Below are 24,574 nucleotides of genomic sequence, written 5' to 3'. Positions count from 1 at the left end.
AGAGGGCCGTGGACGGTCATGTCCGCGGCCGTGGAGGCATCCCGTGATCACACGTGTACGTCTGCCCCATCGGCATCTGACCCCGCCGGCCAAGCCGGGGCCGCCGCAGGAGCCACCGCAGCGCCCGCAGGAGCCGCCGCCCGCGCCATGGCGGCGCTGGCTGCTGCCGCTGGTGTTCGCGACCCTGGCGATCATCGTGCTGCTGGCCCGTGCGCCGACCGGGCCGCCGCACACCCAGCTGACCTACAGCGACTTCGTCAGCAAGGTGGGCGCCAGCCAGGTGCAGACGGTCGACATCGACGACAAGGGCGCGGTGGACGGCACGCTGAAGGACGGCACCAAGTTCACCACCCGGATCCCGACCGCGCTGGGCACCGGCCAGCTCCAGCAGCAGTTGCAGTCCCACCACGTCCAGGTCAGCGCAACCCAGAGCGGCGGCGGCAACGCGCTGCTGTCGGTGCTGCTGGGCTTCCTGCCGTTCCTGCTGCTCATCGGGTTCTTCCTGTGGACCGCGCGGCGCACGGCCAGCTCTTTGACCGGCGGCCTGAGCGCCATCGGCCGGTCCCGCGCGAAGATCATCGAGGCCGAGCGTCCTACCACGCGGTTCGACGACATCGCCGGATACGGCGGGGTCAAGCAGGAGATCAGCGAGGTGGTCGACTACCTGCGCAACCCCGCCCGCTACGCGGCGGCGGGCGCCAAGGGACCCCGTGGCGTGATCATGGTCGGGCCGCCGGGCACCGGCAAGACACTGCTGGCCCGGGCGGTGGCCGGGGAGGCGGACGTGCCGTTCCTGTCCGTGACCGGCTCGGCGTTCGTGGAGATGTTCGTCGGGGTCGGCGCCTCCCGGGTGCGCGACCTGTTCGACGACGCGCGCAAGCGGGCACCGTCGATCATCTTCATCGACGAACTCGACGCGGTGGGCAGTCGGCGCAGCGGGGTGCGGCTCGGCGGCAACGACGAGCGCGAGCAGACCCTGAACCAGTTGCTGGCCGAGATGGACGGCTTCGACGAGGCCACCGGCATCGTCGTGCTGGCCGCCACCAACCGGCCCGAGGCGCTGGACCCCGCGCTGCTGCGCCCGGGCCGGTTCGACCGGCAGGTGACCGTACCGCTGCCCAACCAGTCCGAGCGGGCCGCCATCCTCGCGGTGCACGCCCGCGGCAAGGTCCTCGCCCCCGACGTGGACCTCGACGCGGTGGCCCGGGCCACCCCGGGGTTCTCCGGCGCCGACCTGGCGAACCTGGTCAACGAGGCGGCCATCAACGCGGTGCGTGCGGAGCGCTCCATCATCATCGCCCAGGACCTGGACGCGGCCCGCGACCGGGTGCTGCTCGGCCGCCGGGAGACCTCCAACGCCCTGCTGCCGGACGAGCGGCGCTCGGTGGCCGTCCATGAGTCCGGGCACGCGCTCGTCGCGGCGCTGTGCGAGCACGCCGACCCGGTCGCCAAGGTCACCATCCTGCCCTCCGGGATCGCGCTGGGCGTCACCGAGCAACTCCCGGAGGCCGAACGGCACTTGTACAGCGAGGGGTATCTGACCGATCTGCTGGCGGTCCGACTCGGCGGCCGGGCGGCGGAGTTGGTGGTGTTCGGCGAGGGGTCCACCGGTGCCGCCAACGACCTCGCCGGTGCCACCCAGATCGCCACCCGGATGGTCCGGGAGTTCGGCCTGTCACCGGAGTTGGGGCCGATCGGCTACGCCTCGTCCAATCCGCAGTACCTCGGCCAGAACAACGAGGAGTTGGCCCGGCCGCCGTACTCGGAGCAGACCCAGCGCGTGGTGGACCAGGAGGTGGCCCGGCTGCTGCGGCAGGCGGAGGTACGCGCGCTCGGCCTGCTGCGGGACCACCGGGCGGCCCTGGACCAGCTGGCCGATCTGCTGGTCGCCCGGGAGACGGTGGACGGCTCGGCGGTGCTTGAGGTGCTGCGCCAGGAGCAGCGGCCGGGCGACGGCCACCCCTCGGGCGCCGCGGCACGCGCGGCCCGGTCATGAACCGTCCACCCAGGAGGCGGCCAGTCGGCCGTCCCGCTCGGTGAGTTCGGTGCCGAAGGGGGCGCACACCCGGCGCAGCCGGTCGCTGATCCAGGCGTGGTCGGCACCGGCGGCCAGCCGGGTGTGACAGTACTTCAGGGTCAGCGGGACGGCCTCGACCCGCCGTACACCGGTGGCGTCCAGCGTCACCAGGAACAGCAGGCCCAGGTCGTTGCGGAGCTGCGGATGGACGGCGTAGTCGTCGATGAAGTCCCCGAGGTCGAACAGGACTTGACGGGTGAAGCCGTGGAAGACATGGGCCGAGTGGCCCACCACCAGGGTGGCACCGGCCGCCGTCAGCTCGGGCGCGGCCCGGCGGACGTGGCGCACGGGCTGGCCGACCATGTTCGGTCCCCAGTGCGTGGCGACCAGGGTGATGTCGGTGCGCTCGCGCAGTTGGTGTACCGCGTCGGTGAGCCAGGGCGGTACGGCGCTGCTGAGGTCCGCGTAGGCGGTTCCGGGCCGGTCGGGACCGGCGGCGAACTCCTCGGCGTGGTCCACGACGCCGATCAGCCCGATGCGCAGGCCGCGCACGGTCAGTACGACAGGGGCGCGGGCCTGCTCCTCGGTGGCGCCCGCGCCGAAGGTCTGGATGCCTGCGGCGGTCAGCAGTTCCAGGGTGTCGGCGAGCGCGGTGGGGCCGAAGTCCAGGGCGTGGTTGTTGGCCAGCGAGACGGCGTTCACGCCCAGTTCGGCCAGCGCCCGCACGGCGGCGGGCGGTGCCCGGAAGTAGAACGGCTTGCCCGGTACGGGGGCGGGTCGGCCGCGGTCGGAGACGCAGCACTCCAGGTTGAGCACGAAGGCGTCCGCCTCCGCCGCGGTCTGCTTCAGCTCGGGCGCGAACAGTGCCCCCGGCCCGTACCGCGTGATCCACTCCGCGACCCCGCGGCCGAGCATCGTGTCACCGGCCAGTGCGAGCTTGACGGTCATCACCTTCCATCCTGCTCCTGCCACCGGGCGGAGTGCCGGATTCCGGGAGATTAGTAATTCGAGTAGGCCAACCGAGTGAACAATCGGCGGCGAATGTATCGGGCATTTGGACGCCGAGCACAATAGGGAGTAACGCGTCTGGCCCATCGAGCAAAAGACGTCATGAGCCATCGCACAGCAGAAAGACAAGAGCCATGGCAACCGTGCACTGCGGGATCCTGCCCCTTTCGGTGCTGGCCGCGGACGCCCACGTGACGGTGGCGTATTACTGGCCGGGGGTGGCGGACTGGCAAACCTGGCAACGCATGTCCGCCACCCCCACCCCGCGCAGCGACGGAATTCCGATCGAAATCGAGAAAGAGGCCCAGGACTGGGACGTGGTCTCCGGCGGCCGACGCTACGACAGCCTTGTCACCTGGCACAACGCTCACTTCAACGCACAGGAATTCCAGGCGGTCATGACCGTCGTGACGCCTTGAAGTCCGAAGTTCACACGCACGGCGTGAAGGACAAAAGAAAAAAGACAAAAGGAGACGCATGAGGGTCCAGGTGCTCTACGACACCGAAGGCAATCTCATCGCCCTGTCGGGCACGGCCGTGGAGGAAGGCCAGCCCGCCCATCAACTGCTCGCCACCGACGTCGGCCAGGAAGTGGCCGAGGTCGAGGTACCGCCGGGGTACGCCGGGTCCACCCTGCCGGACATCTTCAACCAGTTGCGGGTGGAGATCCAGGCCGGGCAGCCCACTTTGGTGGCGAGGAAGCCGGGCTGAGCAGGTCGGGCGAGGTCCGCTGCGGTTCGGTATCGCCCCGAAGGGGCGACTGCGCGACCAGCCACGATGGTGCGCGGACGATCGACGGCACATCGCCGCACTCCCAGCGGAGCGCTTGGGTCTCCCCGGTAACGCCCCGCTGGCCTCAACCGGCAGGCTTCGGCGGGCCGTCACGCGTGGCGGTGCGTCCACCGGGGTTCGACCTCGGCCCAGGCGCGCTCCCAGGCCCGGGCGCGGTACCGGTCCAGCACCACCCGCACCACGACCCGGCGCCCACCGACCAGCACCAGGCACACCCCGGCCGCCGCGCACGCGCCCGCCAGGTCGCCGAGTACCTCGGCCTGGTGCGCGGTCATCGGCTGGTGCCGCAGCCGACCGGCGGCATCGGTCCAGACCGCCGTCGTGGCACCGGCCCTGGTGCCGGTGGGGACCAGGGCCATCGCGGTGCGCACCGAGTGGTCGGGGGCGGTCCAGCGCACCATGGCCTCGGCCCGCCCGGTGTCCCCGGCTGCCACAGCGGTCTCGGTGTATGCCGCGTTCTCGGTGAGCACCGCCGTGGTGCGGTGCCAGCCCTGCTGGTCACGGAGCAGTTGCGCGCCGACGTTTCCGGCGAGGGTCGCTCCGGCCAGGGGGGCCAGCGCGGTCATCAGCGCGGCCGTGCCCACACCGAGCCATGCCTCGGCGACATCGGTCCGCCGCACCAGCGGATTGTGCCGCGCTCTCCACAGCCTCACCGTGGCACCCATCGGGCTTCACCCGCTCTCCTTTCGGTTCGCGCCCGCCGCCCCGCGCTATTCGTGCGGTACGACAGCGATCGGGCAGGGCGCGTGGTGCAGTACCGCGTGACCGACCGCCCCGAGCCGGGTGCCCATGGGCGCCCGCTGGGTGCGGCGTCCCACGACCAGCAGGGCGGCGTCTCGGGCCGCGGCCACCAGGTGTTCCACGGGCGTCCCGGCGACGACCTCCTCGCGTACCGTCAGCCGTGGGAACTTCTCCCGCCAGGGCCGCAGTACCGCGGACAACTCCTGGCGCTCCTGCTGCTCGGCGGTGTCGGCGGCCTCGGCGTCGACCCCGCCCGCGGCGTAGTCGTACAGGGCCGGGGCGTGCCAGACCCGGATGGCCCGCAGCGCGGTCGCGTGCACCGCCGCGGCGTCGACGGCGAAGGCGACCACCGGCTCACAGAGGTGGTCGAGGTCGATCCCCGCGACGACCGCGCGCCGGTCATCGCGCGCTCCCCCGCCGGGCGGCTCCACCCCGGCGCGTACCAGCACGACGGGACGCTCCGCGCGCGCCACCACGCCCTGGGCGACCGAGCCGGTCAGGAAGCCGTGCACGCCACCGAGCCCACGGGAGCCGAGGACCAGCAGCTCTGATTCGAGGGCGGCTGCCACCAGGGCCTTGACCGGCAGGTTCTCGATCCCGTCCACCGCGACCGGCACGCCGGGGTGGCGGGACTGGATCCGCGTCGCGGCCTCGTTGAGGATCCGGTCCGGCCAGGTCTGCTGTCCGCCCGCGCCCTGCTGGGACGGCAGCCACTCCCAGGCGTACACCAGCCGTAGCGGCAGGTCGCGCAGGTACGCCTCATCCGCGGCCCAGTGCGCGGCCGCGAGACTCGCCGCGGAACCGTTCATTCCGACGGTGATGGGGCGGACCATGACGCGCACCTCCGGGTCGTCTGTGAACGGAAACGTCCCTGTATCCAGCGTCCCTCCGGCTGCGGCACGGACGGAAAGGGCCGGTCGTCGCCGAGCACGGGCCGTTCGGCCCCGCCGTGTGGCCGCACCGTCCCGCGCTGAGCGGTACCCGCCGGGTCAGCCGCGTGCCGCCGGGCGCCGGAGCGCCGAGGAGCGGGGCACCGCCGTGCTCGGTGGCTGGTTCGGCCGGGCTGGTCAGGCCGCGGCGCCTGCGGGAGCTCCGGCCCCCGGCTGACCGACGGCACGGCCTCCAGCGGCCTGTGCGCCCGCTCCCGGGTGCCGCGAGCCGCGTCGGTCCGGAGCCGCAACTCCTCGAGCGGTTCGTCCAGTTGCGGTCGTGCCACGTGTCCGGCTCCGCTGGCTCCTTCCGCCGCCACCGGCCACCGGTCCCGCATCGGCTGTGCGCTCACGGCAGTCCCCTCATCGCCAAGTAGACCCCACGCACCGGCGGGCGGCCATCGGCCGGGCGCGGTGTCACGGGGCGGGGCGGCGCAGCAGCAGTTGGACGGCGTCGCCTATGACGCGGCGCTCGCGGAAGGTCAGCTCCGGTTCGGTGAAACCAGCCGCCACGGCGTCGCCGACCACCTGCTGGGGCGGTACGCCGAGCACATGGCGGTGCACGGTGATCACCAGCCGTCCGCCGGGGCGCAGGACGCGCAGCAGTTCACGGAAGCCCGCCGGGCGGTCCCACAGCATCACGTTGTTCACCGAGATCACCGCGTCCATCGACGCGTCCTGGCAGCCGGTCCGCTCGGCCCGGCCCGCCCGCACCTGGACGTGTCCGGCGGCGATGCCCACGGCGCAGCGTGCCTCGGCCAAGCGGCGCATGGTGGCCGACGGGTCCACCCCGACGACCAGCCCGTCAGGCCCCACCGCGTCCGCCGCCAGATCGAGCCCGACGCCGGGGCCCGGCCCCACCACCAGGACGTGCTCCTCGGGGTGGAGTCCGGCCGCCCGGACGGCCCACCGCTCCTGCCCGGCGTTGCCGCGCGCCATCAGCGCGCCGCCCAGCCGCCCGGCCAGGCCGCGAGGGCGAGCGAAGAGAGGGTCGAGCACGCGGGACAGCACGGTCACGGTGCGCCGCCTTCCGGCCGCCGACCGCGCGGGGGTCCGGGCACGAACTCCCCGGGCGCGGGCCGCCGGTGGGTGCCGACGACATCGTCCTCGATGTGGTGCCGCACCCTGCCGGTCAGTGCGGTCAGCGCCTCGGAGAAGACGGCGTGCGGCGGCACCGGGTGGTGGATCCGCCGGGCGGCGGGCGGCAGTCCGGCCAGATCGGCGGTGAACCGCTCACGGGCGTCGGCCACCGGGGACGGCCCGTCGACGCGCCGCCCGTCGACCATGGCGGGCAGCAGCAGCGGCTCGCCGTCCGGCGGTGGCGGCTCGTCGCGCAGGGCGATCACGTCGGCGTATCCGGGGCGGCGGAAGACCTGTTTGGGGCCGGGGGTCGTCACCTTCGCCGACGACAGCTTCATCACCGGCTGGCCGCGGTAGGCGACCAGCTTGTACGCGGAGTCCAGGTACGGCGCGTCGGCCGACACGCCCACCCGGGTGCCGACCGCGAAGACGTCGATCGGCGCCCGGGCACCGACCAGGTCGTCCACCGCGTACTCGTCCAGCCCGCCGCTGGCCACGATCCGCACCATCGGCAGCCCCGCGTCGTCCAGGATCCGCCGGGCGCGCCGGGCCAGCGCGGCGAGGTCGCCGCTGTCCAGCCGGACCGCGCAGCCCTCGCCGAGGCCCAACTCGCGCAGCACCCGGGCGGCGGTGGCCAGGCCCTGCTCGGTGTCGTAGGTGTCGACCAGCAAGGTCACCGGGCCCGGATGGCTGCGCGCGAAGGCCCTGAAGGCCGCCTCCTCGCTGGCGAACACCTCCACGTACGAGTGCGCCATGGTGCCGCTGGCGGCGAGCCCGTAGGCGACGGCCGCCGCCACGTTGCTCGTCCCGGCGAAGCCCACCAGCGCGCCCAGCCGGGCCGCCTGCATCCCGGCCTGGGTTCCCTGGGTGCGCCGCAGCGAGAAGTCCACCACCGGTCGGCCGTCGGCGGCCAGCACACAGCGGGCCGCCTTGGAGGCGATCATCGTCTGATGACTGACCAGGTTCAGCAGGTAGGTCTCCACCAGCTGAGCCTGCGGCAGCGGCGCGGTCACCTCCAGCAGCGGCTCGCCCGCCAGCACGATCCGGCCCTCGGGCACCGCCCGGACCTCGCCGGTGAACTCCAGCCCCAGCAGCGGTTCGAGCTCCGCGGCGGGCCGGTGCAGCACCGCCGCGAACGCCTCGACGTCCTCGCGGGTGACCCGGAACCCGGACAGATAGTCAAGCGCGGGCTCCAGGCCCGCCGCGACCAGGAACCCGCGGTCGTCCGGCAGGTCACGTACGAAGAGGTCGAAGGTCGCGGGCTCGGTCATGCCCTCGGCCAGGTACGACAGCGCCATCGTCACCTCGTAGAGGTCCGTGGTGGTCGCCGTCGACATCGGTACCGACCCCTTCCCGCGGCGGTGCGGTGATCACTTCCCCTCGTGCCTGACGGTGATCTTCCTGCTGGCCGTCTCCCGCTCGGAGACGGGCACCGTGATGGTCAGCACGCCGTCCTTGTAGGCGGCCGTCGCGTCGTCGGCGCGCGCCCCCGGCGGCAGCCGCAGGGACCGCGAGAACGCCCCGTACCGGAACTCCGAGTGGCGTACGTCCTCGGTGCGCTCCGCGCGCTCGGCGCGCAGTGTGAGCGTTCCGTCGTCCACCGTGATCTCCACGTCCTTGGCCGGGTCGATGCCCGGCAGTTCGGCGCTCACGACATACGCGACATCGGTGGAACGCTCCTCGATGCGGATGCTGTGCAGGCCCGGCGGGTGGAGTCCGGGCAGGCCCGTCTCGAACCAGTCGAACACGTCCTGCAGCGCGAACGGCCGCTTGTGAAGGCGCTCTAGTACGTGGTTCATCGCCTACTCCCTTCCCGTTGCCGTAGGCTCCCCCGCTATCCAGCGTCGCGCCCACACCGGCCGGACGCACATGGGCCGGTACTCATTCCCCTGTCGGCAGCGCGACCACCCGTTCGCTGCCCGGGGCGACGTTCCAGGCACGGTCGCCGAGTGCGAAGCGCACCGGTGCCTCGTTCGAGACGGGGACGCTGATCAGCAGCTGTCCGGGCTTCATCCGCAGCCCGATCCCCCACTGGCCGCGATAGCGCAGGGTGAGGTCGAACTCCGACAGTTCCGGCAGCGGTGCCGGATCCAGCCACAGGGTGTCGTCCCGGGTCTCCAGTCCGGTCAGGCCGCGCTGCACCAAGTCCAGCGTTCCGGCCATGGCGCCCAGGTGGATGCCCTCGGCGGTGGTGCCACCCTGCAGGTCGGCCACGTCGCTGGTGAGGGCCTCCAGGCAGTACTTCCACGCGTCGGCGTGCCTGGCCCTGGCCAGTACCCAGCCGTGCACCAGGCCGCTGAGCGTGGACCCGTGGCTGGTGCGCCGCAGGTAGTAGTCGACGGTCGCCCGCCACAGCGCGTCGTCCACGGCGTATCCCAACCGCTGGAAGACGGCCGCGAGTTCGGCGGGCGGGAACAGGTAGCCGAGCATCAGCACGTCGGCCTGCTTGGACGCCTGGTAGCGGTTGGTGGTGTCGCCCTCCGCCTCCAGGATCCGGTCCAGACGGCGGATGTCGCCGTACCGCTCCCGGTAGCCGTCCCAGTCCAGCTCGGCCAGCTCGCCGTACCCCTCGAACTGGCTGATGACACCGGCGTGGAAGGGCACCCGCACCCGCCGGGAGATGTCCTCCCACCCGGCCAGCTCGTCCTCGGCGAGGCCGATCCGCTCGAACAGCTCCCGCCGGGGCGGCCCGGGCAGCACCTCGGCCAGCTCCAGCGCCCGGGCCAGCACCCAGGCGGCCGTCACGTTGGTGTACGCGTTGTCGTCCACCCCCGGCTCCGGCGCGCCCGGATACGCGTCGTGGTACTCGTCGGGCCCGACCACGCCGCGGAACCGGTACCGGCGCATCGCGGGGTCGTACTCGGCGGCGCTGGCCCAGAAGCGGGCGATCTGCAGCATCATCTCGGCGCCCCTGGTGTACATGAACTCGGTGTCCGCGGTGGCCTGTCCGTACCGCCAGATGTTGTAGGCGATGGCCGAGCCGACGTGGTGCTGCAGATGGGAGTGGTCGGGCAGCCAGCGTCCTGAGCGCGGGTTCAGGTGCAGCGTCTGGGCCTCCTCGCGCCCGTCGGAGCCGCTCTGCCACGGGTACATCGCGCCCGCCCGGTCGGCCTGCCGGGCGGCCCGGCAGGCGCGCGGCAGCCGTCGGTACCGGTAGTCGAGCAGCGCCCGGGAGACCTCGGGGAAGTGCAGGTTGAGGTACTGCAGCACGAACAGCTCGTCCCAGAAGACATGTCCCCGGTAGGCCTCGCCGTGCAGTCCGCGGGCGGGCACGCCGACGTCGAGTCCCGCGGTGTGCGGGGAGAGCGTCTGCAGCACGTGGAACAGGTGCAGCCGCAGGATGCGGCCCGGCTCCCCGGAGACGTCCAGCTCGGCCCGCCGCCACATCCGCTCCCAGGCGGCCTCGTGCGAACCGAGCAGTTCGGCGAAGGCCGGGGCGTGCGAGACCTCGTACAGCGCCGCCTCCTCCGGGTCGCTGACCGCCGGGTCCCGCGAGGTGTGCAGCGCCACGATCTTGTCGACCACGACCGGCTGTCCGGGTGCGATCGGTACGGTCAGCAGGTGGCTCGCGGTGCGCTCGCCCAGCCGCGCCCACGGCGCCACGGCCACGGGTGTCTCGCCGTCGCCAGCGGTCTGCCATGCCTCGGTACGGGCGGCCAGCGCGATGCGAACGCCGGATGTGCGGGTGGCGCAGCTCAGCCGCAGGATGTCCGGGCCCTCCGCGCCGGTGCGCACCCTGCCCAGGTGGTGGCCGTTCAGCTGGCGGTAGCGCTCCACCCCGGCGTTGGTGGTGCGGCCGTCGAGGGCGGCCTCCAGGTCCAGGCTGCCCGACCAGTCCTCGGCGGTGAACGTGGTGCGCAGCGCGGCCAGGTGCGGTGAGCCCATGTGGACCAGCCGGACCTGCTCCACGCTCAGGTGGGGGTGGTCGGCGCGGTGCCGGTCGGTGAACCGCAGTCGCCGTGTGAGGGTGCCCCGCCGCAGGTCGAGGGTCTGGCGGTAGCCCAGCAGGCTGCGGTTGGCCGGGGTGAGCCAGGCGGAGGCGGGCCGGTCCTCGGTCTCGGCGACGCGGTAGCGCAGCGGCAGCCAGTTGGGCAGGTTGACCAGGTCCTCGTTCTCCACCCGGCGTCCGGCGACATGTGACACCAGGCGGTTGTAACAGCCCGCCACATAGGTGCCGGGGTAGTGCGCGGGGCCGCCGAAGACCTCGGTGGCGGCGCCCCGGGTGGCGAAGTAGCCGTTGCCGAGCGTGCACAGTGATTCACGCAGCCGTTCCTCCGCCGGGTGCCAGCCCTCGTACTCCCACGTCCAGTCCTCCGGCATCGCGCCCGTCCACCGCCTCTCGCTGATCGCGGCCGCGTCCCTCCAGGGTGGCCGCCAGTGGACCTGACGGCATCTGCTGCTCAGCCGGACCAGGACCAGTCGGCGACCTCGGGCAGGTCGGCGCCGTGCTCGCGGATCCACCGGTGGTGGCGGGTACGGACGTCCGCCATCGCCTGGCGCACCCCGGCGGCGGACACCGCCAGGCCCGGTACCCGGTCGATGACGTCCATGACCAGCCGGTAGCGGTCCAGGTCGTTGCGGACCACCATGTCGAACGGTGTGGTGGTGGTCCCCTCCTCCTTGTAGCCGCGTACGTGCAACCGCGGATGGACCGCGCGGCGGTAGGCCAGACGGTGGATCAGCCATGGATAGCCGTGGTAGGCGAAGATCACCGGCCGCTCCGGCGGGAACAGCGCGTCGAACTCCGCGTCCGGCATCCCGTGCGGATGCTCCCGCTCCGGCATCAGCCGCGTCATGTCCACCACGTTCACCACCCGCACCGCCAACTCGGGCAGCTGACCGCGCAACAGCTTGGCCGCCGCCAGCACCTCCTGGGTCGGCACGTCGCCCGCGCAGGCCAGTACGACATCGGGCTGCTCGCCGTGCCCGGTCTCGGTGCCCGCCCACTCCCAGATCCCGGCGCCGCGCGCGCAGTGCGCCCTGGCCTGGTCCAGGGTGAGCCAGTCGAAGCACGGCTGCTTGCCCGCGACCACCACGTTGACCCGGTCCCGGGTGCGCAGTACGTGGTCGGCCACCACCAGAAGGGAGTTGGTGTCCGGCGGCAGGTAAACCCGCACGGTCCGCGGGGACTTGTTGAGCACGTTGTCCACGAAGCCGGGGTCCTGATGGGAGAAGCCGTTGTGGTCCTGCCGCCAGACGTGCGACGTCAGAAGGTAGTTGAGGGAGGCGACCGGCGCCCGCCAGGGCAGCGCGGATGCCGACTTCAGCCACTTGATGTGCTGGTTGACCATCGAGTCCACGATGTGCGCGAACGCCTCGTAGCAGGAGAACAGACCGTGCCGCCCGGTGAGCAGATAGCCCTCCAGCCAGCCCTGGCAGGTGTGTTCGGAGAGGATCTCCATCACCCGGCCGTGCCTGCTCAGATGCTCGTCGGTGGGCAGTACCTCGGCCTGCCATGCCTTGCCGGTGGCCTGGTACAGGTCCTGCAGCCGGTTGGAGGCGGTCTCGTCCGGTCCGACCACCCGGAAGTCACGGCGCTGCGCGGTCGCCGCCATCAGCGCCTCCAGCAGCCCGCCCAGCACCCGGGTGGGTTCGTGCAGCGTGCCGCCGGGCTTGTCCACCGGCACCGCGAACCGCTCCAGCGGCGGCAGCGGCAGCTCGCGTACCAGCACCCCGCCGTTGGCGTGCGGGGTGGCGCCCAGCCTCCGGTCGCCGTCGGGTACGGCGCCGAGCACCGGCGGACGCGGCCGTCCCTGCTCGTCGAACAGCTCCTCGGGCCGGTACGAGCGCAGCCAGGACTCCAGTTGGCGCAGGTGCTCGGGGTTCTCCCGGACCGAGGGCAGCGGTACCTGGTGCGACCGCCAGGTGCCGGCCACCGGGAGGCCGTCGACCTCGGCGGGGCCGGTCCAGCCCTTCGGGGTGCGCAGCACGATGAGCGGCCAGCACGGGGGCTCGGCGCGGCCGTCGTCGCGGGCGGCGCGCTGGATCTCGGCGATCCGGTCGGCGGCGGTGTCCAGGGCCGCGGCCATGGCCTGGTGGACCGTGCCCGGGTCGTCTCCGTCCGCGCAGGTGACGTGGAGCGGTTCGTGTCCGTAGCCGCGCAGCAGCGCGTCCAGTCGCTGTTGCGGGAGGCGGGCCAGCACCGTGGGGTTGGCGATCTTGTAGCCGTTCAGATGGAGGATCGGCAGCACCGCGCCGTCGTGCACCGGGTCGAGGAACGTGGTGGAGTGCCAGGCCGCGGCCAGCGGCCCGGTCTCCGCCTCACCGTCCCCGATCACGCAGGCGACCAGCAGATCGGGGTTGTCCAGCGCGGCCCCGTACGCGTGCGCCAGCGAGTAGCCGAGTTCACCGCCCTCGTGGATGGAGCCGGGCGTCTGCGGCGCGACATGGCTGGGCACCCCACCGGGGAAGGAGAACTGCCGGAACAGCAGCGCCATGCCCGCCTCGTCCCGGCTCACGTCCGGATACCTCTGCGCGTAACTGCCGTCCAGCCAGGAGCCCGCCAGCACCGCGGGGCCGCCGTGTCCAGGCCCCCAGACGCACATCGCGTCCAGCCCGCGGTTCTTGATGAGCCGGTTCAGATGCGTGTAGACGAAGGCGAGCCCCGGCGAGGTGCCCCAGTGGCCCAGCAGCCGCGGCTTGATGTGCTCCGGGCGCAGCGGCTCGGCGAGCAGGGGGTTGGCCATCAGGTAGATCTGGCCCGCCGCGAGGTAGTTGGCGGCCCGCCAGTGGGCGTCGAGTCCGGTCAGTTCCTCCTCGGTGAGGGAACCGGACGGGGCTGGCCGCGCGTCGGTCATGACGTCCTCCGAATCGTCGGTACCCGGGATGCGGCTGATACCGCTTCTCAGCGTGGGGTGTACCCGGTATGCCGGGTAAGGCCCGTTCAGGCCGTCAGGCAGAGCCTGAACGGCCCACGCGAGGCCCGGTGACGGGCGCGGGTACGCTGGCCGCACCCTGCGCGGACGGGATCGGCAGGGTGCGGTACCGAACGTCCGTCCGGCGGGAAGCCGCCGGTGACCCCAAGGGGGCACACATGACTTGCTTCTTCGACTCCGCGCACGCGCCCGGCAGTGTGAGCGTGATGTGGTCGCCGCAGTGGGGAGTGCCCCGCCCCGTGCAGGCCTGCGGCCCGTGCGCGCAGCGGGTGCAGACCACGTCGCCGCCGTTCTACCAGCCGCAGGCCGGGTATCCGCAGGCCGGTTACCCCCAGCAGTCGGGCTACCCGCAGCCCGGGTACGCCCAGCCCGGCTACCCGCAGCAGCGGCCGGGCCACAGCACCGCCGCCGTGGTGGGCGCGGGCGTGGCTGGCCTGGTGGGCGGAGCGCTGATCGGCGAGATGCTGGAGGAGGAGCGGCCGCGCACCATCATCGAGAACAACTACTACGAGGAGACCGACGTCTACGAGGATGTGGTGGACGACGACGGCGGCTTCTTCTAGCCACGGCTTCTTGTAGACGCAGCTTCTTCTAGCCGCGGCTCCTTGTAGCCGCGGCATCCACTCGATCGGGCGTTCTTCGGGCGAATGCCCGGCACGGCGGGGTTCGCCCCCAATAGCGTCCGGCCATCGCGTGGGGTCGAGGACCCCGATCCGAGTGGGGGCGCCATGGTCGAAGCCACTGTGCCGGCGGAGTCCGACGACGAACTGGACGTCCCACTCGACGACGACCCGCGCTGGGAGTGCGGAAAGTCCATCACCACCCGGCAGATGGCGCGCAGACTGCCGCAACTGCTGTGCCGTTCCACGGCGTTGGCCTGGCGCGCGGACCAACCGTCGGTCATCGGGCTGCTGTTGTGCCAGGTGCTGTCCGGACTGTCCCAGGCCTTCGGGCTGCTGGCCACCACCGGGACGATCACGGCGCTGATCTCCTCCGGGCGGGTCGGGCAACGGCTGTGGGCGGCCTGGCCGTCGCTGACGGTGCTGGCCGCCGCTGCCGGGCTGCGCGCGGTGCTGGGCATCGCGGTGAACTGGCTGTCGGCCCGGCTGGCTCCGCTGATGTCCCAGGAAGCGGAGTTGATGCTGCTTGACGCGGCGATCAACGTGGAACTGGCCGCCTACGACAGCCCTGGCTTCAACGACCGCAGGGAGGCCGCGGAGCACGGCGCGCAGGTGTCGCAGGACCTCATCCAGGAGGGCCAGGACCTGCTCTCCGCGACCGCCTCGCTGATCGCCGGGGCGGGAGTGCTCACCGCACTGCACCCGGTGCTGCTACCGCTCTTGGTGCTCGCCGGGCTGCCGCAGGGGGTGGCGCAGGTGCGGGCGGCCCGGGTCAGCCATCTGGCAGCGATGCGGACGGTGGGCCACCGCCGGATGCTGTCGGTGCTGCGCTGGCACATGGCGGACACCCACGCCGCCGACCAGATCCGCTCCGGCACCATGGCGCGCTTTCTGCTCGGCAAGTACCGCACGATTACCGACCGGGTGAACGCCGCCGAGCGCCGCGCCGTCGGCCGGGGCGCGCGCACCGCACTCGTCGGCGCGGCGGTCGGCGGCCTGGCGTCCAGCCTGGTGTGGGCGGCGCTGATGCTGCTGCTGGGCACCGGCCGGATGTCGGTGGCCTCGGCCGGTACCGCGATGTTCGCGCTGCGCACCGTCACGGCGTCGGTGCAGAGCCTGGTGGGCTGCGGCGCCCGGTTGTTCCGTACCGGGATGTACCTGGACGACTGGTCGCGGTTCCTGGACGAGGCCGATGGCTACCGGCTGCGCCGCGGGTCCACGCTGCCCTCGGCGCCACGGGAGGTACGGGCGGACAACCTGGTGTACCGGTACGAGGGCGCGGAGCGCAACGCCGTGGACGGGGTGACGCTGACGGTGCGCCGGGGCGAGGTGCTGGCGCTGGTCGGGGAGAACGGCTCGGGGAAGACGACCCTGTCCAAGCTGCTCACCCGGCTCTACCTGCCCACCTCGGGTGTGGTGCGCTGGGACGGGGTGGACACCCGGGAGGTGGATCCGCTGGCGGCCTGGCAACGGGTCGCGGTGGTGCCGCAGGAGTACGCCCGCTGGCCACTGTCCGCCCGGCAGAACATCACCCTCGGCCAGCCGGTGCCGTTGGGCGACACCGCGGTGTGGCAGGCGTGCGAGGCGAGCGGCGCCCATGAGGTGGTGCGCGGTCTGCGCTCGGGCCTGCGCACCCTGCTGGCCCGCGAGTGGCTGGGCGGTGAGGAGTTGTCCGGCGGGCAGTGGCAACGCATCGCGCTGGCCCGGGCGTTCCACCGGCCCGCCGGGCTGCTGGTGATGGACGAGCCGACGGCGGCGCTCGACCCGCGCGCCGAGCACCGGGTGTTCACCGGGCTACGGGCCATCGCGACGGACCGGGCCGTGGTGCTGGTCACCCACCGGCTGACCAATGTGACGATCGCGGACCGCATCGTGGTGCTGCAAGGCGGCCGGGTGGTCCAACAGGGCACGTTCGACGAACTCGTCGCCGTGCCGGGCCTGTTCCGTGACCTGTGGTCGCTGCAGAACGACCGCGGTACCGCGTCGGCCGCGGCGAACGAGGTGCCGGGCGAGATCTCCTGAGACCCGGCCGGGCGGCCCAACACGACAACGATTCCTCACCATTGCTTCGCCATTTGTTCACAGCAGGACCAATGTCTGCGGGCATTCTGGCGGACGGCGCGTTACCTGCGGGTAGCCCGGCGTCGGGGCCTCGGGCGCGTACCGCGACGGACGCGCTTGAGTCGTCCCCCCACCGACCGTCAGGAGAACGCTGGATGCCCGCATACAGCAGACGCCAGTTCATCACCGGAGCCTCGGCAGCCGCCGCGGCCGTCGCCGTCGGCGGCGGGTTCGCCTCCGCCGCGACGCGCGACCGCGCCTTGGCCACCACCGCCACCCGGGCCGTCCGTACCGCGGGCACCACGCTGGAGCAGGTGGCGACGCCGAGCGACGGTGGAGCGTACAAGAGGCTTCAGGCAGGCCCGGGTTGGCCGCTGGTGGTGCGCACCGACCTGGCCTCCGCGGCGGCGACCCGCGATGACCGGCGCACCGCCGTGGCGTCGTTCGTACAGTTCACCGATCTGCACCTGGTGGACACCGAGTCCCCGGTGCGGTTCGAGTACCTCGCCCGCTACCTCGACAGCGCCTACCGCCCGCACGAGGCGCTGACCGTGCGCGGTGCCTCCTCGCTGGTGGAGCGGATCAACTCGCTGCCCGGCGGCCCCTTCACGGGCATGCCGTTCTCACTCGTCATGGCGACCGGCGACAACACCGACAACCACGAGAGGATCGAACTCGACTGGTACCTGGCGGTGATGAGCGGCGGCCGGATCACCCCCAACAGCGGTGACCCGAAGCGCTACGAGGGCGTGCAGGACTCGGGCGGCGCGCTGTACTGGAACCCGGAGTCGTCCTTCCAGGACGACTACAAGGCGCACGGCTTCCCGCAGGTGCCCGGTTTCCTGTCCGCCGCGGGCGGTGCGTTCACCGCGCCCGGACTGCGCACCCCCTGGTACACCACGGTCGGCAACCACGACGACAGCATCGAGGGCTCGCTGCCCGATCTGGGGCTGCTCAACTCCCTTTACACCGGAGACCGCAAGCTCGAAGGGTGCGACGACGCCGACGCGGCCAAACTGGCCGACGCGCTGCGCAACGATCCGGCGAGCGCGGTGGCGATGCTGGCCCGGCTGCTGGCCGACGGCGGGCCGGTGCGCCAGGTGACGGCCGATCCGCGCCGAATGCCGTTCAGCCCCAAGGAGTTCGCCCAGGCCCACCTCAACCCGGCCTACACCGGCCCGGGACCGGTGGGGCACGGCTTCACCTCGGACGCCGCCAGCAGCGGCCACCTGTACTACACCTTCCCGGTCTCGCACGGTGTGCTGGGCATCAGCCTGGACACCACCAACCGGGCGGGTTTCGCGGACGGTTCGATCGGTACCGCGCAGCTGGACTGGTTGGAGTCGGTGCTCAAGCAGCACAGCGACCACTGGTACGACACGGACGGCAACCTGGTGCGCGGCGGCGGCTCCAGCCAGTTGGTCGTCATCTTCAGCCACCACACCAGCGCTTCCATGGGCAACCTGCTGCCCGATCCGTACCATCCGTTCGAGGCCCGGCACGACGGCAACACCCTGGTGGCGCTGTTGCAGCGCTATCCGAACGTGGTCGCCTGGGTCAACGGCCACACCCACACCAACCAGATCATCCCGCACGGCCACGCGGTGCCCGAGCGGGCGTTCTGGGAGATCAACACCGCCTCGCACATCGACTATCCGCAGCACGCGCGGATCATCGAGATCGCGGACAACGGCGACGGCACCCTGTCGCTGTTCACCACCGTGGTGGAGTCGGCCGCCCGCTACGGCACGGACTTCGGCGACACCTCCGACGCCGGACTGGCCGCGCTGTACCGGGAGTTGTCGTACAACGACCCGTACGCCACCCCCGCACAGAAGCTCGGCACCGCGACGGACCACAACACCGAACTGCTGCTGGCCAAGCCGCGCTCCTAACGACTGACGGGCCCCCAGGCCGCTTTGGTCTGGGGGCCCGCCGCAGAAGGTGCCCACACGCGGGAGGGCACCTGATGTGCTCAGAGCCTCAGGTGGTCGCGGTACCAGTCCGCATGGCGGGCGAACTGTGCGCGGAACCCCTCGCCGGGGACGCAGTCGAAGTCGGACCAGAGCCTTGTGCTGTCGAACCAATGGTCCCGCGCCATCATGTCGAGATGGCGCTTACGGCCACCGTGCGCCGTGAAGCGCTCCAGGGCCAGGTCATAGGGAAGGTCTTCCTCGATTCGGGGAAGGCCGAGTCGCGACGTGACGACATCGAGCAGTTCCTTCAGCGGAACCGGCTGCGGATGAGCGGCGTGGTAGACGCCCGGGCGGGGCCTCGGGCTCAGGGCGCAGGCCGCGATGGCGCGGGCCAGGTCGTCCACGTCGATCAGTGACAGCAGGGCGCGGCCACCGTCGACGGTGGCCTTGACGGTGGAGGCCGTCCAGACGGTCGCCGGGATCACCCACCGATCCCCCGCCCCGTACACCAGGTGCGGCCGCAGGACGGTTCCGCCGTGCGCCAGTACCACCTTCTCGGCGGCCAGCCGCGTGCTGCTGGTGACGGATACGGGTCGGGGGGCGAACTGCCCTTCCCTGACGTTGGTGAAGGGCCCTTCGCCGTAGACGGCCGCGGTGCTGAGGTACACGATGCGCCGTACCCCGGCGCCGTGCGCCTCCGCCACCAGCGCCTTGGTGCCCTCGGTGTTGACGGCTTCGCACAGTTCGGGGGCATCGCCTATGTGTGAGGCGCAGTGCACCAGGACGTCCACCCCGTCGCACAGTCCGCGCAGCGATGCCGGGTTGGTCAGGTCCGCGCGCGCGAGCTGCGCATCGCGCGGAGTGTCCTGGAGACCGCTGTTGTGCCGCAGCAGACGCAGATGGACGCTTTCCGCCGCCACGGCCCCGACGACCCGCCGTCCGATGAAGCCGGAAGCACCGGTGATGAGTACGCGCACTGTCTTCCCCCGTCCCTCATGCGCCGGGTTTCATGACGATGGTGGCCCTACATGCTGGAGTGCCGCTCTGGCAGGCGATCACGTTCACCTCGGTGGTTCCGTCGTCGCCTGATGGCTCCGGATCGGCCTCGATCCAGCAAGGGGAACCGAACTCTACGTAGCGTTCGAAGGCGATCCGTATCCGGGTGGGCAGAAGGCCGGGGTCCGTGACGGCTTCGGCGGCCTGTCGTGCCGCCTCCAGCAAGGCCATGCCCGGCATGTGGTCGACGGGGTGGTCGAAGAGCACGGGGTGGAGTGGATCGACCCTCAGCTGCCATGAGCGCGGTCCGCGGCCGGGTGCCAGGAGGATGTTCTGCTCGTGGCGTCCGCCGGTGGTTTCCGCGGCGGGCACGGGCGGCTGCGGGGGCGTCAGGACGGCTGCGGCCCTGGAGCCGCGCAGCCGCCGGTACAGACGGGGAGGGACGCAGGTGAAGGTCCCGCTGCCGGTCATGACGTTCTCGGACCCCTGCCAGAAGTGGAACGTGCACCGCATGTGGGACAGGCGCTGACCTCGCCATCTGAAGTCGTCGGCGTCGACCCGCAGATCGAGTTCGGCGGGGAGGGGGCCGACCGGGACCGCCTTGTGGGTCGTCAACTCTATTGATTCCACTATGAATTGATATCCTAGCGGGACGCCGTATTCGGCATGGGCGACCAGCAAACCGGCCTGCCGGATGGTTTCCACGGCAACCATGGGGTCGTACCAGCGGCCATGGAGGGGGGCGTAGAGCAGGTGAGCACGCGGCCACTGCGTGATCAACGTGAAGGCGTCTTTACCGACGCATCGCCAGGCGTCGGTAAGGAAGACCTCGGCAATGGCTCGGCGGTGCACATACTCCCGAGGAGCGGTACCGGTGAACTCGCGCTGCCATGGATCCATCAGCCCGGGTATGGACATGTTCACCACTCCGCCTCGTCGGGGGCTGCCTTTTTTGCGCTGCTAGGATACCTACCGGAAAGTCAGTTGGTTTAGCGTTCGAAGATGACGAAACGCTCACCCGAACCCTGATGGCGTGCGGGCGCGCCTGGAGAACTCAAAGTGCGAGAACCGAAGCAAGAGCGAGCCAGGGAAACTCGCCGACGCATCCTCAACGCCGCCGCCGTGGTGTTCGCCAAGAACGGCTACGCAGCCTCCGCCGTGGAAGACGTCCTGAAGGAATCCGGCACCACCAGGGGCGCACTGTACTTCCACTTCGCCTCGAAGGAGGACCTGGCCAAAGCGGTGATCGAGGAACAGACCCGTCTGCTGCCGCCGCACGCCGTCGATTGCCCCCTCCAGGCGGCGATCGACGCCTCACATTTCATGGCGCGCGAGCTTCAGAACAACCCGATGATGCAGGCCGGTGTTCGGCTGGTCATCGAGGGCTCCTTCACCGCACCGGCCACCCAGCCCTACCGCGAGTGGACGGACATCGCCTGTTCTTTACTGGAAAAGGCGCAGAGCGATGGAATCGTCCTCAAGCACATCAATCCGCGGAGAACGGCCGAACTCATCATCGGCTGCTTCACCGGTATTCAGCTGCTGTCCGAGACGCTCAACGGCCGGGCGGATCTCCCGCAACGCGTGACTGATTTGTGGGAGCACATCCTCCCCGGACTTGGCGCGCCTTATGTCCTGCCTCGTATCGACCCACGCGGCACCAGCGCGCCACAGCGGCACAACAGCGCCGAGCGAGTCGGCGTGGAGTGAATTCCGGGCGATCGCGTCCAGCGGTCGCCGACGACCAGGCGCTCTACCATGGACCGTGACGGGAGGCGTCATGGCCTATCTCGCGGTGAGCGCGTTGAGCCACGTCGGGCTGGTACGGGAGCACAACGAGGACAGCCTGGCGGTCGGGCCGTGGACACTGTGCGGCACCGTGACGGACAATCCCCAGACGCTGCTGTTCCCCTTCGGCACCCCGCTGGTCGTCGCGGTCGCGGACGGGCTCGGCGGGCAGCCGGGCGGTGAGGTGGCCAGCGCGCTGACCGTGCGCCGACTGTCCAGGGTCGGCCGCGCACTGGACACCGAGTCCAACCTCCGCGACGCGCTGAAGGCGTGCAACCACGACGTGTACGCGGCGGCCGACGCCAACCCCGATCTGCGGACCATGGGCACCACGGTCGCGGGCGTCGTCTTGCTGCCGGAGTCGGCGCTCGCGTTCAACATCGGCGACAGCCGGGTCTTCGACGTCGGCCAGGACGGTCTGCGTCAGCTCAGCGTGGACGACAACCCGCCGCTGGCGCCCGGACAGCGCACCACCAACGTCGTCACGCAAACCCTGGGTGGCAGGCTCGAGTTCAGCGAGGTGCGACCGCACGTACTGCGCCATCCGCTCACCGAGGACGCCCGGTTCCTGGTGTGCACCGACGGTCTGACCGACCCGGTGCCCGACGAGGAGTTGAACGGCCTGCTGCAGGAGTACGAGGACGGCCGCGCCGCCTTCGAGCTGTGGAAGGCGGCGATCGAGGCGGGCGGCCCGGACAACATCACGCTGGCCGTGGTGCGCATCGGCGAGTGGTCGCCCCCGTCGCCATGAACCGTGCGCCCGCGCCGCGGGCCGCCCCGGGCCAACGCCCCCGCGAATGCGGCACGTTGTACGGCGTCCCGCGCACCGACTCCGCGAAGCTCGGTTCTGCGTCGCCCCCACTGGCGGCAATGACCCCAGGACGCAGATGTCGCCGCGCACGCACCAGTTGAGCGGTATGCCGGGCCGAACGGTGTGGAACAGCGGGTATTTCCCGGTGCCTTTGGGTCCCAAGAGCAGACACCGGTAGCATCCACTGGCCTGCCTGGAAAGGATCCAAGACAATGGTTCAGCGCGTGATCACCCTTTTCACCGACGACATCAGCGGTGAACAGGGTGACGACATTGCCACCCACACCTTCAGCGTCGACGGCATCGGCTACGAGATCGACCTCGGCGCCGACAACTACGACAAACTCCTTGAGGCCCTTGCGCCTTTCATCCGGCACGGCAGGAAAACGGGAAGTTCACGCCGCGGCCCGGCCAAGCGGTCGGCGAGCGGGGGTTCCGCGGCCACCGGCCCCGACCCGGTGAAGGTGCGCGCCTGGGCCAAGGAGCAGGGCATCGAGGTCAGTCCGCGCGGCCGGATTCCGGGCGATGTCATCGAGCGGTACCAGTCCGCGAGCTAACTGCCTTTTCCGATCGAGGGGTGCGGGACCGTCGTCCGCCGCCGTTTTTCGTCGGGCACGGTCCCCAAACCCCCAACCACCCGCCATACTGGGCGGGTTGGGATACGGACGCCGCCGTCACGGCCAGGCGGCCACCGTCAGCCGAACGAGGGGCCACGTCAGCCCGTTTCCCCTCCCGTCACACCAGGGCCGTAGAGCATAAGGGACATATCTCACATCAAACGCTCTAGGCTGAGCGCCCACCTTCCCCTACGGTTGACGACATAAAGCGCAAATCGGACTCTCCGTATTCGATTCTCTGCATGAAGTGAACCGGAGATGAGCGAGTCGGCCGCCGTTGGCCATACAGTGCGGCCCGTCGCGCCGGATTCCCACAGCCTCACCGGCTGATCCCGACTCGCAATCCGATCCGTACTCCCTGCGCATGAACAGTTACTGAAGGTGCAATTCAGGCATCCCATCAACGATGCCGTTGGAGGTACAGCTGTGGCATTCGCCAGTGCGAAGAGGACGACAGCCGCCCTCATGGTGACGCTCTCCGGCGCCGCCCTGGCCGCGTGCGGCCCACAGGTCCACGCACACACCCGGTCGATCGACTCGGCGTCGGCCGCCTCCCCCGGCAGGACCGCCACCGGTTCCCCGTCGGCCTCCGGGGCCCCCTCCGCCGCCGCGTCGGCCTCCGGTTCCGTCTTCTCGCCGTCGCCGACCGCTTCTTCGGCGCCGACGGGACAGGCTTCGTCCCCGACCTCCGCCCCGGTTCCGGCGCAGAGCGGCGGCGCACAGCCGGGCAGCCCGTCCGCCGGCGCGCCGTCCGGTACGCCGCTGGTGAGCACGTCGATCCAGCACGGTACGGAGGACGGCGGCAAGTCGGTGGCGCTGACCTTCGACGACGGTCCCGACCCGCGGTGGACGCCGCAGGTGCTGGCGCTGCTCAAGCAGCACCACGCCAAGGCGACCTTCTGCGAGATAGGTCCGAACGCCCAGCGTTACCCCTACCTCACCAAGCAGATCACCGAGGACGGGTTCCGGCTCTGCGACCACTCGGTGCACCACGACGAGCAGCAGAGCAAGAAGTCCCTGGACTACAACACACACGAGATAGTCGACGCCCAGCGGGAGATAGCCGCTGCCGCGGGTCCCGGGGCGAAGCTGTGGTACTACCGTGCGCCCGGCGGTGACTTCAGCCCGGCGATCCGCAACATCGCGGCCGATCACGGCCTGCGCCCGCTGGGTTGGACGGTCGACACCAACGACTGGAAGCGGCCCGGTGCCCCGGCGATCATGAAGACCATCAACCAGGAGCTGCGGCCCGGCGGCATCATCCTGATGCACGACGGCGGCGGCGACCGCTCCCAGTCGGTCGCGGCCCTCGCGGCACTGCTGGACCAGCTGGACGCCCAGGGCTACACGTACAGCTACCCGGCCCGCTGACCCTCCGGGGCTGACGGGCGTCGGCCCCGATCGGTCCGGCACCGCCGGGCCGCACCGTTGTGGCGGCTCGCCATCGCGCGGGGAGGAGTGCCGGGGGGACCAAGCCCCCGGCGCCCCCGGCCCGTGCCCTCGACGCCCCGCCCGCAGGCGCATAATGCAGGGATGACACGCAGCGGCGTCATCCCCCGAACCCGCCGCGCGGCCGTGCTGGCGGCCGCCGCCCTCCTTCTGACAACGGCTTGTTCGGGCGGTCAGACCAGACCCACCGGCCCTGCCACGCCGAGCGACACCGCCACCACCCCGGGCGAGCTCACCATCCAGGTGCCCGGCACCAACCTGGCGGTCCACAACGCCGTGGCGCACATCAGCACCGGCCAGCTCACCATGTCCATCCGCAACGGCGGCACCGTTCCGGAGCACCTGGCCATGGTCGCCACCCCGAACGGGGGCCGCGCCGCGCTGCGCGGCAACAGCACCGGCAACGGTTCGCTGTCCACCTCGGGCGTCCTGCTCGACCCCGGCACCACCGTCACCTTCGGCGGCCACAACGGCCCCGACGTCCAACTCCCCAAGGTGAACGGCGCCGTCGCCAACGGCACACTGCCCCTGACCCTCCAGTTCGGGGTCGCGGGACTGGTCCACCTGCGGGCCCGGGTCGTCGGCCAGTAAGCAGGTCGGGGTGGAGTCCGCTGCGGTTCGGCAGCGACCCGTGGGACGACGGTGCCGCAGCCGATCGACGGCACATCGCGGCACTTCCGGCGAAGCGCTTAGCGCGCGAAGTTCACCCGTTCGGGCGCCTCCGATGGTGTGATGCGCGGCGCGTGGTCAGTATGGAGGTGTCCAGCACTTTTCTCGGTATGCACGGGTTCGCCCTGGCAGAGGAATACCGGCATGGCCGGGAATCACCGAGGAGGTGAGCCACAGTGGCGAAGCGCAAGACAGCACTCCAAGG

Annotated in this window: 21 protein-coding genes; 11 read left to right on the top strand and 10 right to left on the bottom strand. The window is 71.2% G+C overall.

Translation table 11 applies throughout. From position 1 onward, the window contains the following. Positions 1-43: 43 nt before the first annotated feature. Positions 44-1,996, top strand: a complete 1,953-nt coding sequence (ftsH, locus tag NON19_RS04420; RefSeq protein WP_255925247.1) for an ATP-dependent zinc metalloprotease FtsH — start codon at positions 44-46, stop codon at positions 1,994-1,996. Here the strand turns inward: ftsH and NON19_RS04415 are convergent. Then, the gene (locus tag NON19_RS04415) at positions 1,991-2,965 is read right to left on the bottom strand and encodes a CapA family protein (RefSeq protein ID WP_255925244.1); all 975 of its coding nucleotides are present in this window, start codon (positions 2,963-2,965) and stop codon (positions 1,991-1,993) included. The two genes, ftsH and NON19_RS04415, sit on opposite strands and share 6 nt — an antisense overlap. Positions 2,966-3,159: 194 nt before the next feature. On the opposite strand from NON19_RS04415, the gene NON19_RS04410 reads away from it, so the two are divergent. Then, positions 3,160-3,444: a hypothetical protein gene (locus NON19_RS04410; RefSeq protein WP_255925243.1), complete on the top strand. Its 285-nt coding sequence runs from the start codon at positions 3,160-3,162 to the stop codon at positions 3,442-3,444. Between the two features lie 58 nt (positions 3,445-3,502). Beyond that, positions 3,503-3,736, top strand: coding sequence for a hypothetical protein (locus NON19_RS04405; RefSeq protein WP_255925242.1), 234 nt, complete (start codon positions 3,503-3,505; stop codon positions 3,734-3,736). A gap of 170 nt (positions 3,737-3,906) precedes the next feature. Here the strand turns inward: NON19_RS04405 and NON19_RS04400 are convergent, their stop codons facing one another. The 7 genes from NON19_RS04400 to NON19_RS04365 all read right to left on the bottom strand — a co-directional run bounded on the left by NON19_RS04400 (position 3,907) and on the right by NON19_RS04365 (position 13,364). After that, positions 3,907-4,482 (bottom strand): Rv1733c family protein, encoded by a 576-nt coding sequence (locus tag NON19_RS04400; RefSeq protein ID WP_443729332.1) that lies wholly within the window; start codon positions 4,480-4,482, stop codon positions 3,907-3,909. A 45-nt stretch (positions 4,483-4,527) separates the two neighbouring features. Then, on the bottom strand, positions 4,528-5,391 hold the full coding sequence (locus NON19_RS04395) for a universal stress protein (protein WP_255925240.1): 864 nt from the start codon (positions 5,389-5,391) through the stop codon (positions 4,528-4,530). A gap of 513 nt (positions 5,392-5,904) precedes the next feature. Continuing rightward, positions 5,905-6,504, bottom strand: a complete 600-nt coding sequence (locus NON19_RS04385; RefSeq protein WP_255925239.1) for a class I SAM-dependent methyltransferase — start codon at positions 6,502-6,504, stop codon at positions 5,905-5,907. Further along, positions 6,501-7,904, bottom strand: coding sequence for a nicotinate phosphoribosyltransferase (locus NON19_RS04380; RefSeq protein WP_255925238.1), 1,404 nt, complete (start codon positions 7,902-7,904; stop codon positions 6,501-6,503). Before NON19_RS04380 ends, NON19_RS04385 begins: the two co-directional genes overlap by 4 nt. A gap of 33 nt (positions 7,905-7,937) precedes the next feature. After that, positions 7,938-8,366, bottom strand: coding sequence for an Hsp20/alpha crystallin family protein (locus NON19_RS04375; RefSeq protein WP_255925237.1), 429 nt, complete (start codon positions 8,364-8,366; stop codon positions 7,938-7,940). Between the two features lie 82 nt (positions 8,367-8,448). Continuing rightward, a complete protein-coding gene (locus tag NON19_RS04370) occupies positions 8,449-10,887 on the bottom strand; it encodes a glycoside hydrolase family 65 protein (protein ID WP_255925236.1) in 2,439 nt (812 codons plus the stop codon). Positions 10,888-10,967: 80 nt separating this feature from the next. Further along, on the bottom strand, positions 10,968-13,364 hold the full coding sequence (locus tag NON19_RS04365) for a phosphoketolase family protein (RefSeq protein ID WP_255925235.1): 2,397 nt from the start codon (positions 13,362-13,364) through the stop codon (positions 10,968-10,970). A 236-nt stretch (positions 13,365-13,600) separates the two neighbouring features. On the opposite strand from NON19_RS04365, the gene NON19_RS04360 reads away from it, so the two are divergent. The 3 genes from NON19_RS04360 to NON19_RS04350 all read left to right on the top strand — a co-directional run bounded on the left by NON19_RS04360 (position 13,601) and on the right by NON19_RS04350 (position 18,018). After that, on the top strand, positions 13,601-14,005 hold the full coding sequence (locus NON19_RS04360) for a DUF2076 domain-containing protein (RefSeq protein WP_255925234.1): 405 nt from the start codon (positions 13,601-13,603) through the stop codon (positions 14,003-14,005). A 165-nt stretch (positions 14,006-14,170) separates the two neighbouring features. Continuing rightward, positions 14,171-16,084, top strand: coding sequence for an ABC transporter ATP-binding protein (locus NON19_RS04355; protein WP_255925233.1), 1,914 nt, complete (start codon positions 14,171-14,173; stop codon positions 16,082-16,084). Between the two features lie 194 nt (positions 16,085-16,278). Next, positions 16,279-18,018, top strand: a complete 1,740-nt coding sequence (locus tag NON19_RS04350; protein ID WP_255925232.1) for a TIGR03767 family metallophosphoesterase — start codon at positions 16,279-16,281, stop codon at positions 18,016-18,018. Between the two features lie 80 nt (positions 18,019-18,098). On the opposite strand, the gene NON19_RS04345 is transcribed toward NON19_RS04350, so the two are convergent. Next, positions 18,099-19,016, bottom strand: coding sequence for an NAD-dependent epimerase/dehydratase family protein (locus NON19_RS04345; RefSeq protein ID WP_255925231.1), 918 nt, complete (start codon positions 19,014-19,016; stop codon positions 18,099-18,101). 16 nt (positions 19,017-19,032) lie between these two features. Continuing rightward, positions 19,033-19,953 carry a ScbA/BarX family gamma-butyrolactone biosynthesis protein gene (locus NON19_RS04340; protein ID WP_255925373.1) on the bottom strand — a complete coding sequence of 307 codons (921 nt, stop codon included), beginning with the start codon at positions 19,951-19,953 and terminating at the stop codon, positions 19,033-19,035. 141 nt (positions 19,954-20,094) lie between these two features. Between NON19_RS04340 and NON19_RS04335 the strand changes: the two genes are divergently transcribed. The 5 genes from NON19_RS04335 (at position 20,095) to NON19_RS33070 (ending at position 24,291) form a co-directional block, all read left to right on the top strand. Further along, a complete protein-coding gene (locus NON19_RS04335) occupies positions 20,095-20,745 on the top strand; it encodes a ScbR family autoregulator-binding transcription factor (RefSeq protein WP_255925230.1) in 651 nt (216 codons plus the stop codon). 70 nt (positions 20,746-20,815) lie between these two features. Then, positions 20,816-21,574: a PP2C family protein-serine/threonine phosphatase gene (locus NON19_RS04330; protein WP_255925229.1), complete on the top strand. Its 759-nt coding sequence runs from the start codon at positions 20,816-20,818 to the stop codon at positions 21,572-21,574. A 272-nt stretch (positions 21,575-21,846) separates the two neighbouring features. After that, complete coding sequence (locus NON19_RS04325) at positions 21,847-22,191, top strand: histone-like nucleoid-structuring protein Lsr2 (protein WP_255925228.1); 345 nt, start codon at positions 21,847-21,849, stop codon at positions 22,189-22,191. A gap of 486 nt (positions 22,192-22,677) precedes the next feature. After that, positions 22,678-23,622 (top strand): polysaccharide deacetylase family protein, encoded by a 945-nt coding sequence (locus tag NON19_RS04320; RefSeq protein WP_255925227.1) that lies wholly within the window; start codon positions 22,678-22,680, stop codon positions 23,620-23,622. A gap of 162 nt (positions 23,623-23,784) precedes the next feature. Further along, entirely contained in the window at positions 23,785-24,291 is a 507-nt protein-coding gene (locus tag NON19_RS33070) for a hypothetical protein (protein ID WP_303653306.1), read from the top strand. The last annotated feature ends 283 nt before the right edge of the window (positions 24,292-24,574 follow it).

The organism is Streptantibioticus rubrisoli (assembly GCF_024436055.1).
Lineage (GTDB): Bacteria > Actinomycetota > Actinomycetes > Streptomycetales > Streptomycetaceae > Streptantibioticus_A > Streptantibioticus_A rubrisoli.
The sequence above is the reverse complement of the archived record's forward strand: the minus strand, read 5'-3'. Positions and strand labels throughout refer to the sequence as shown.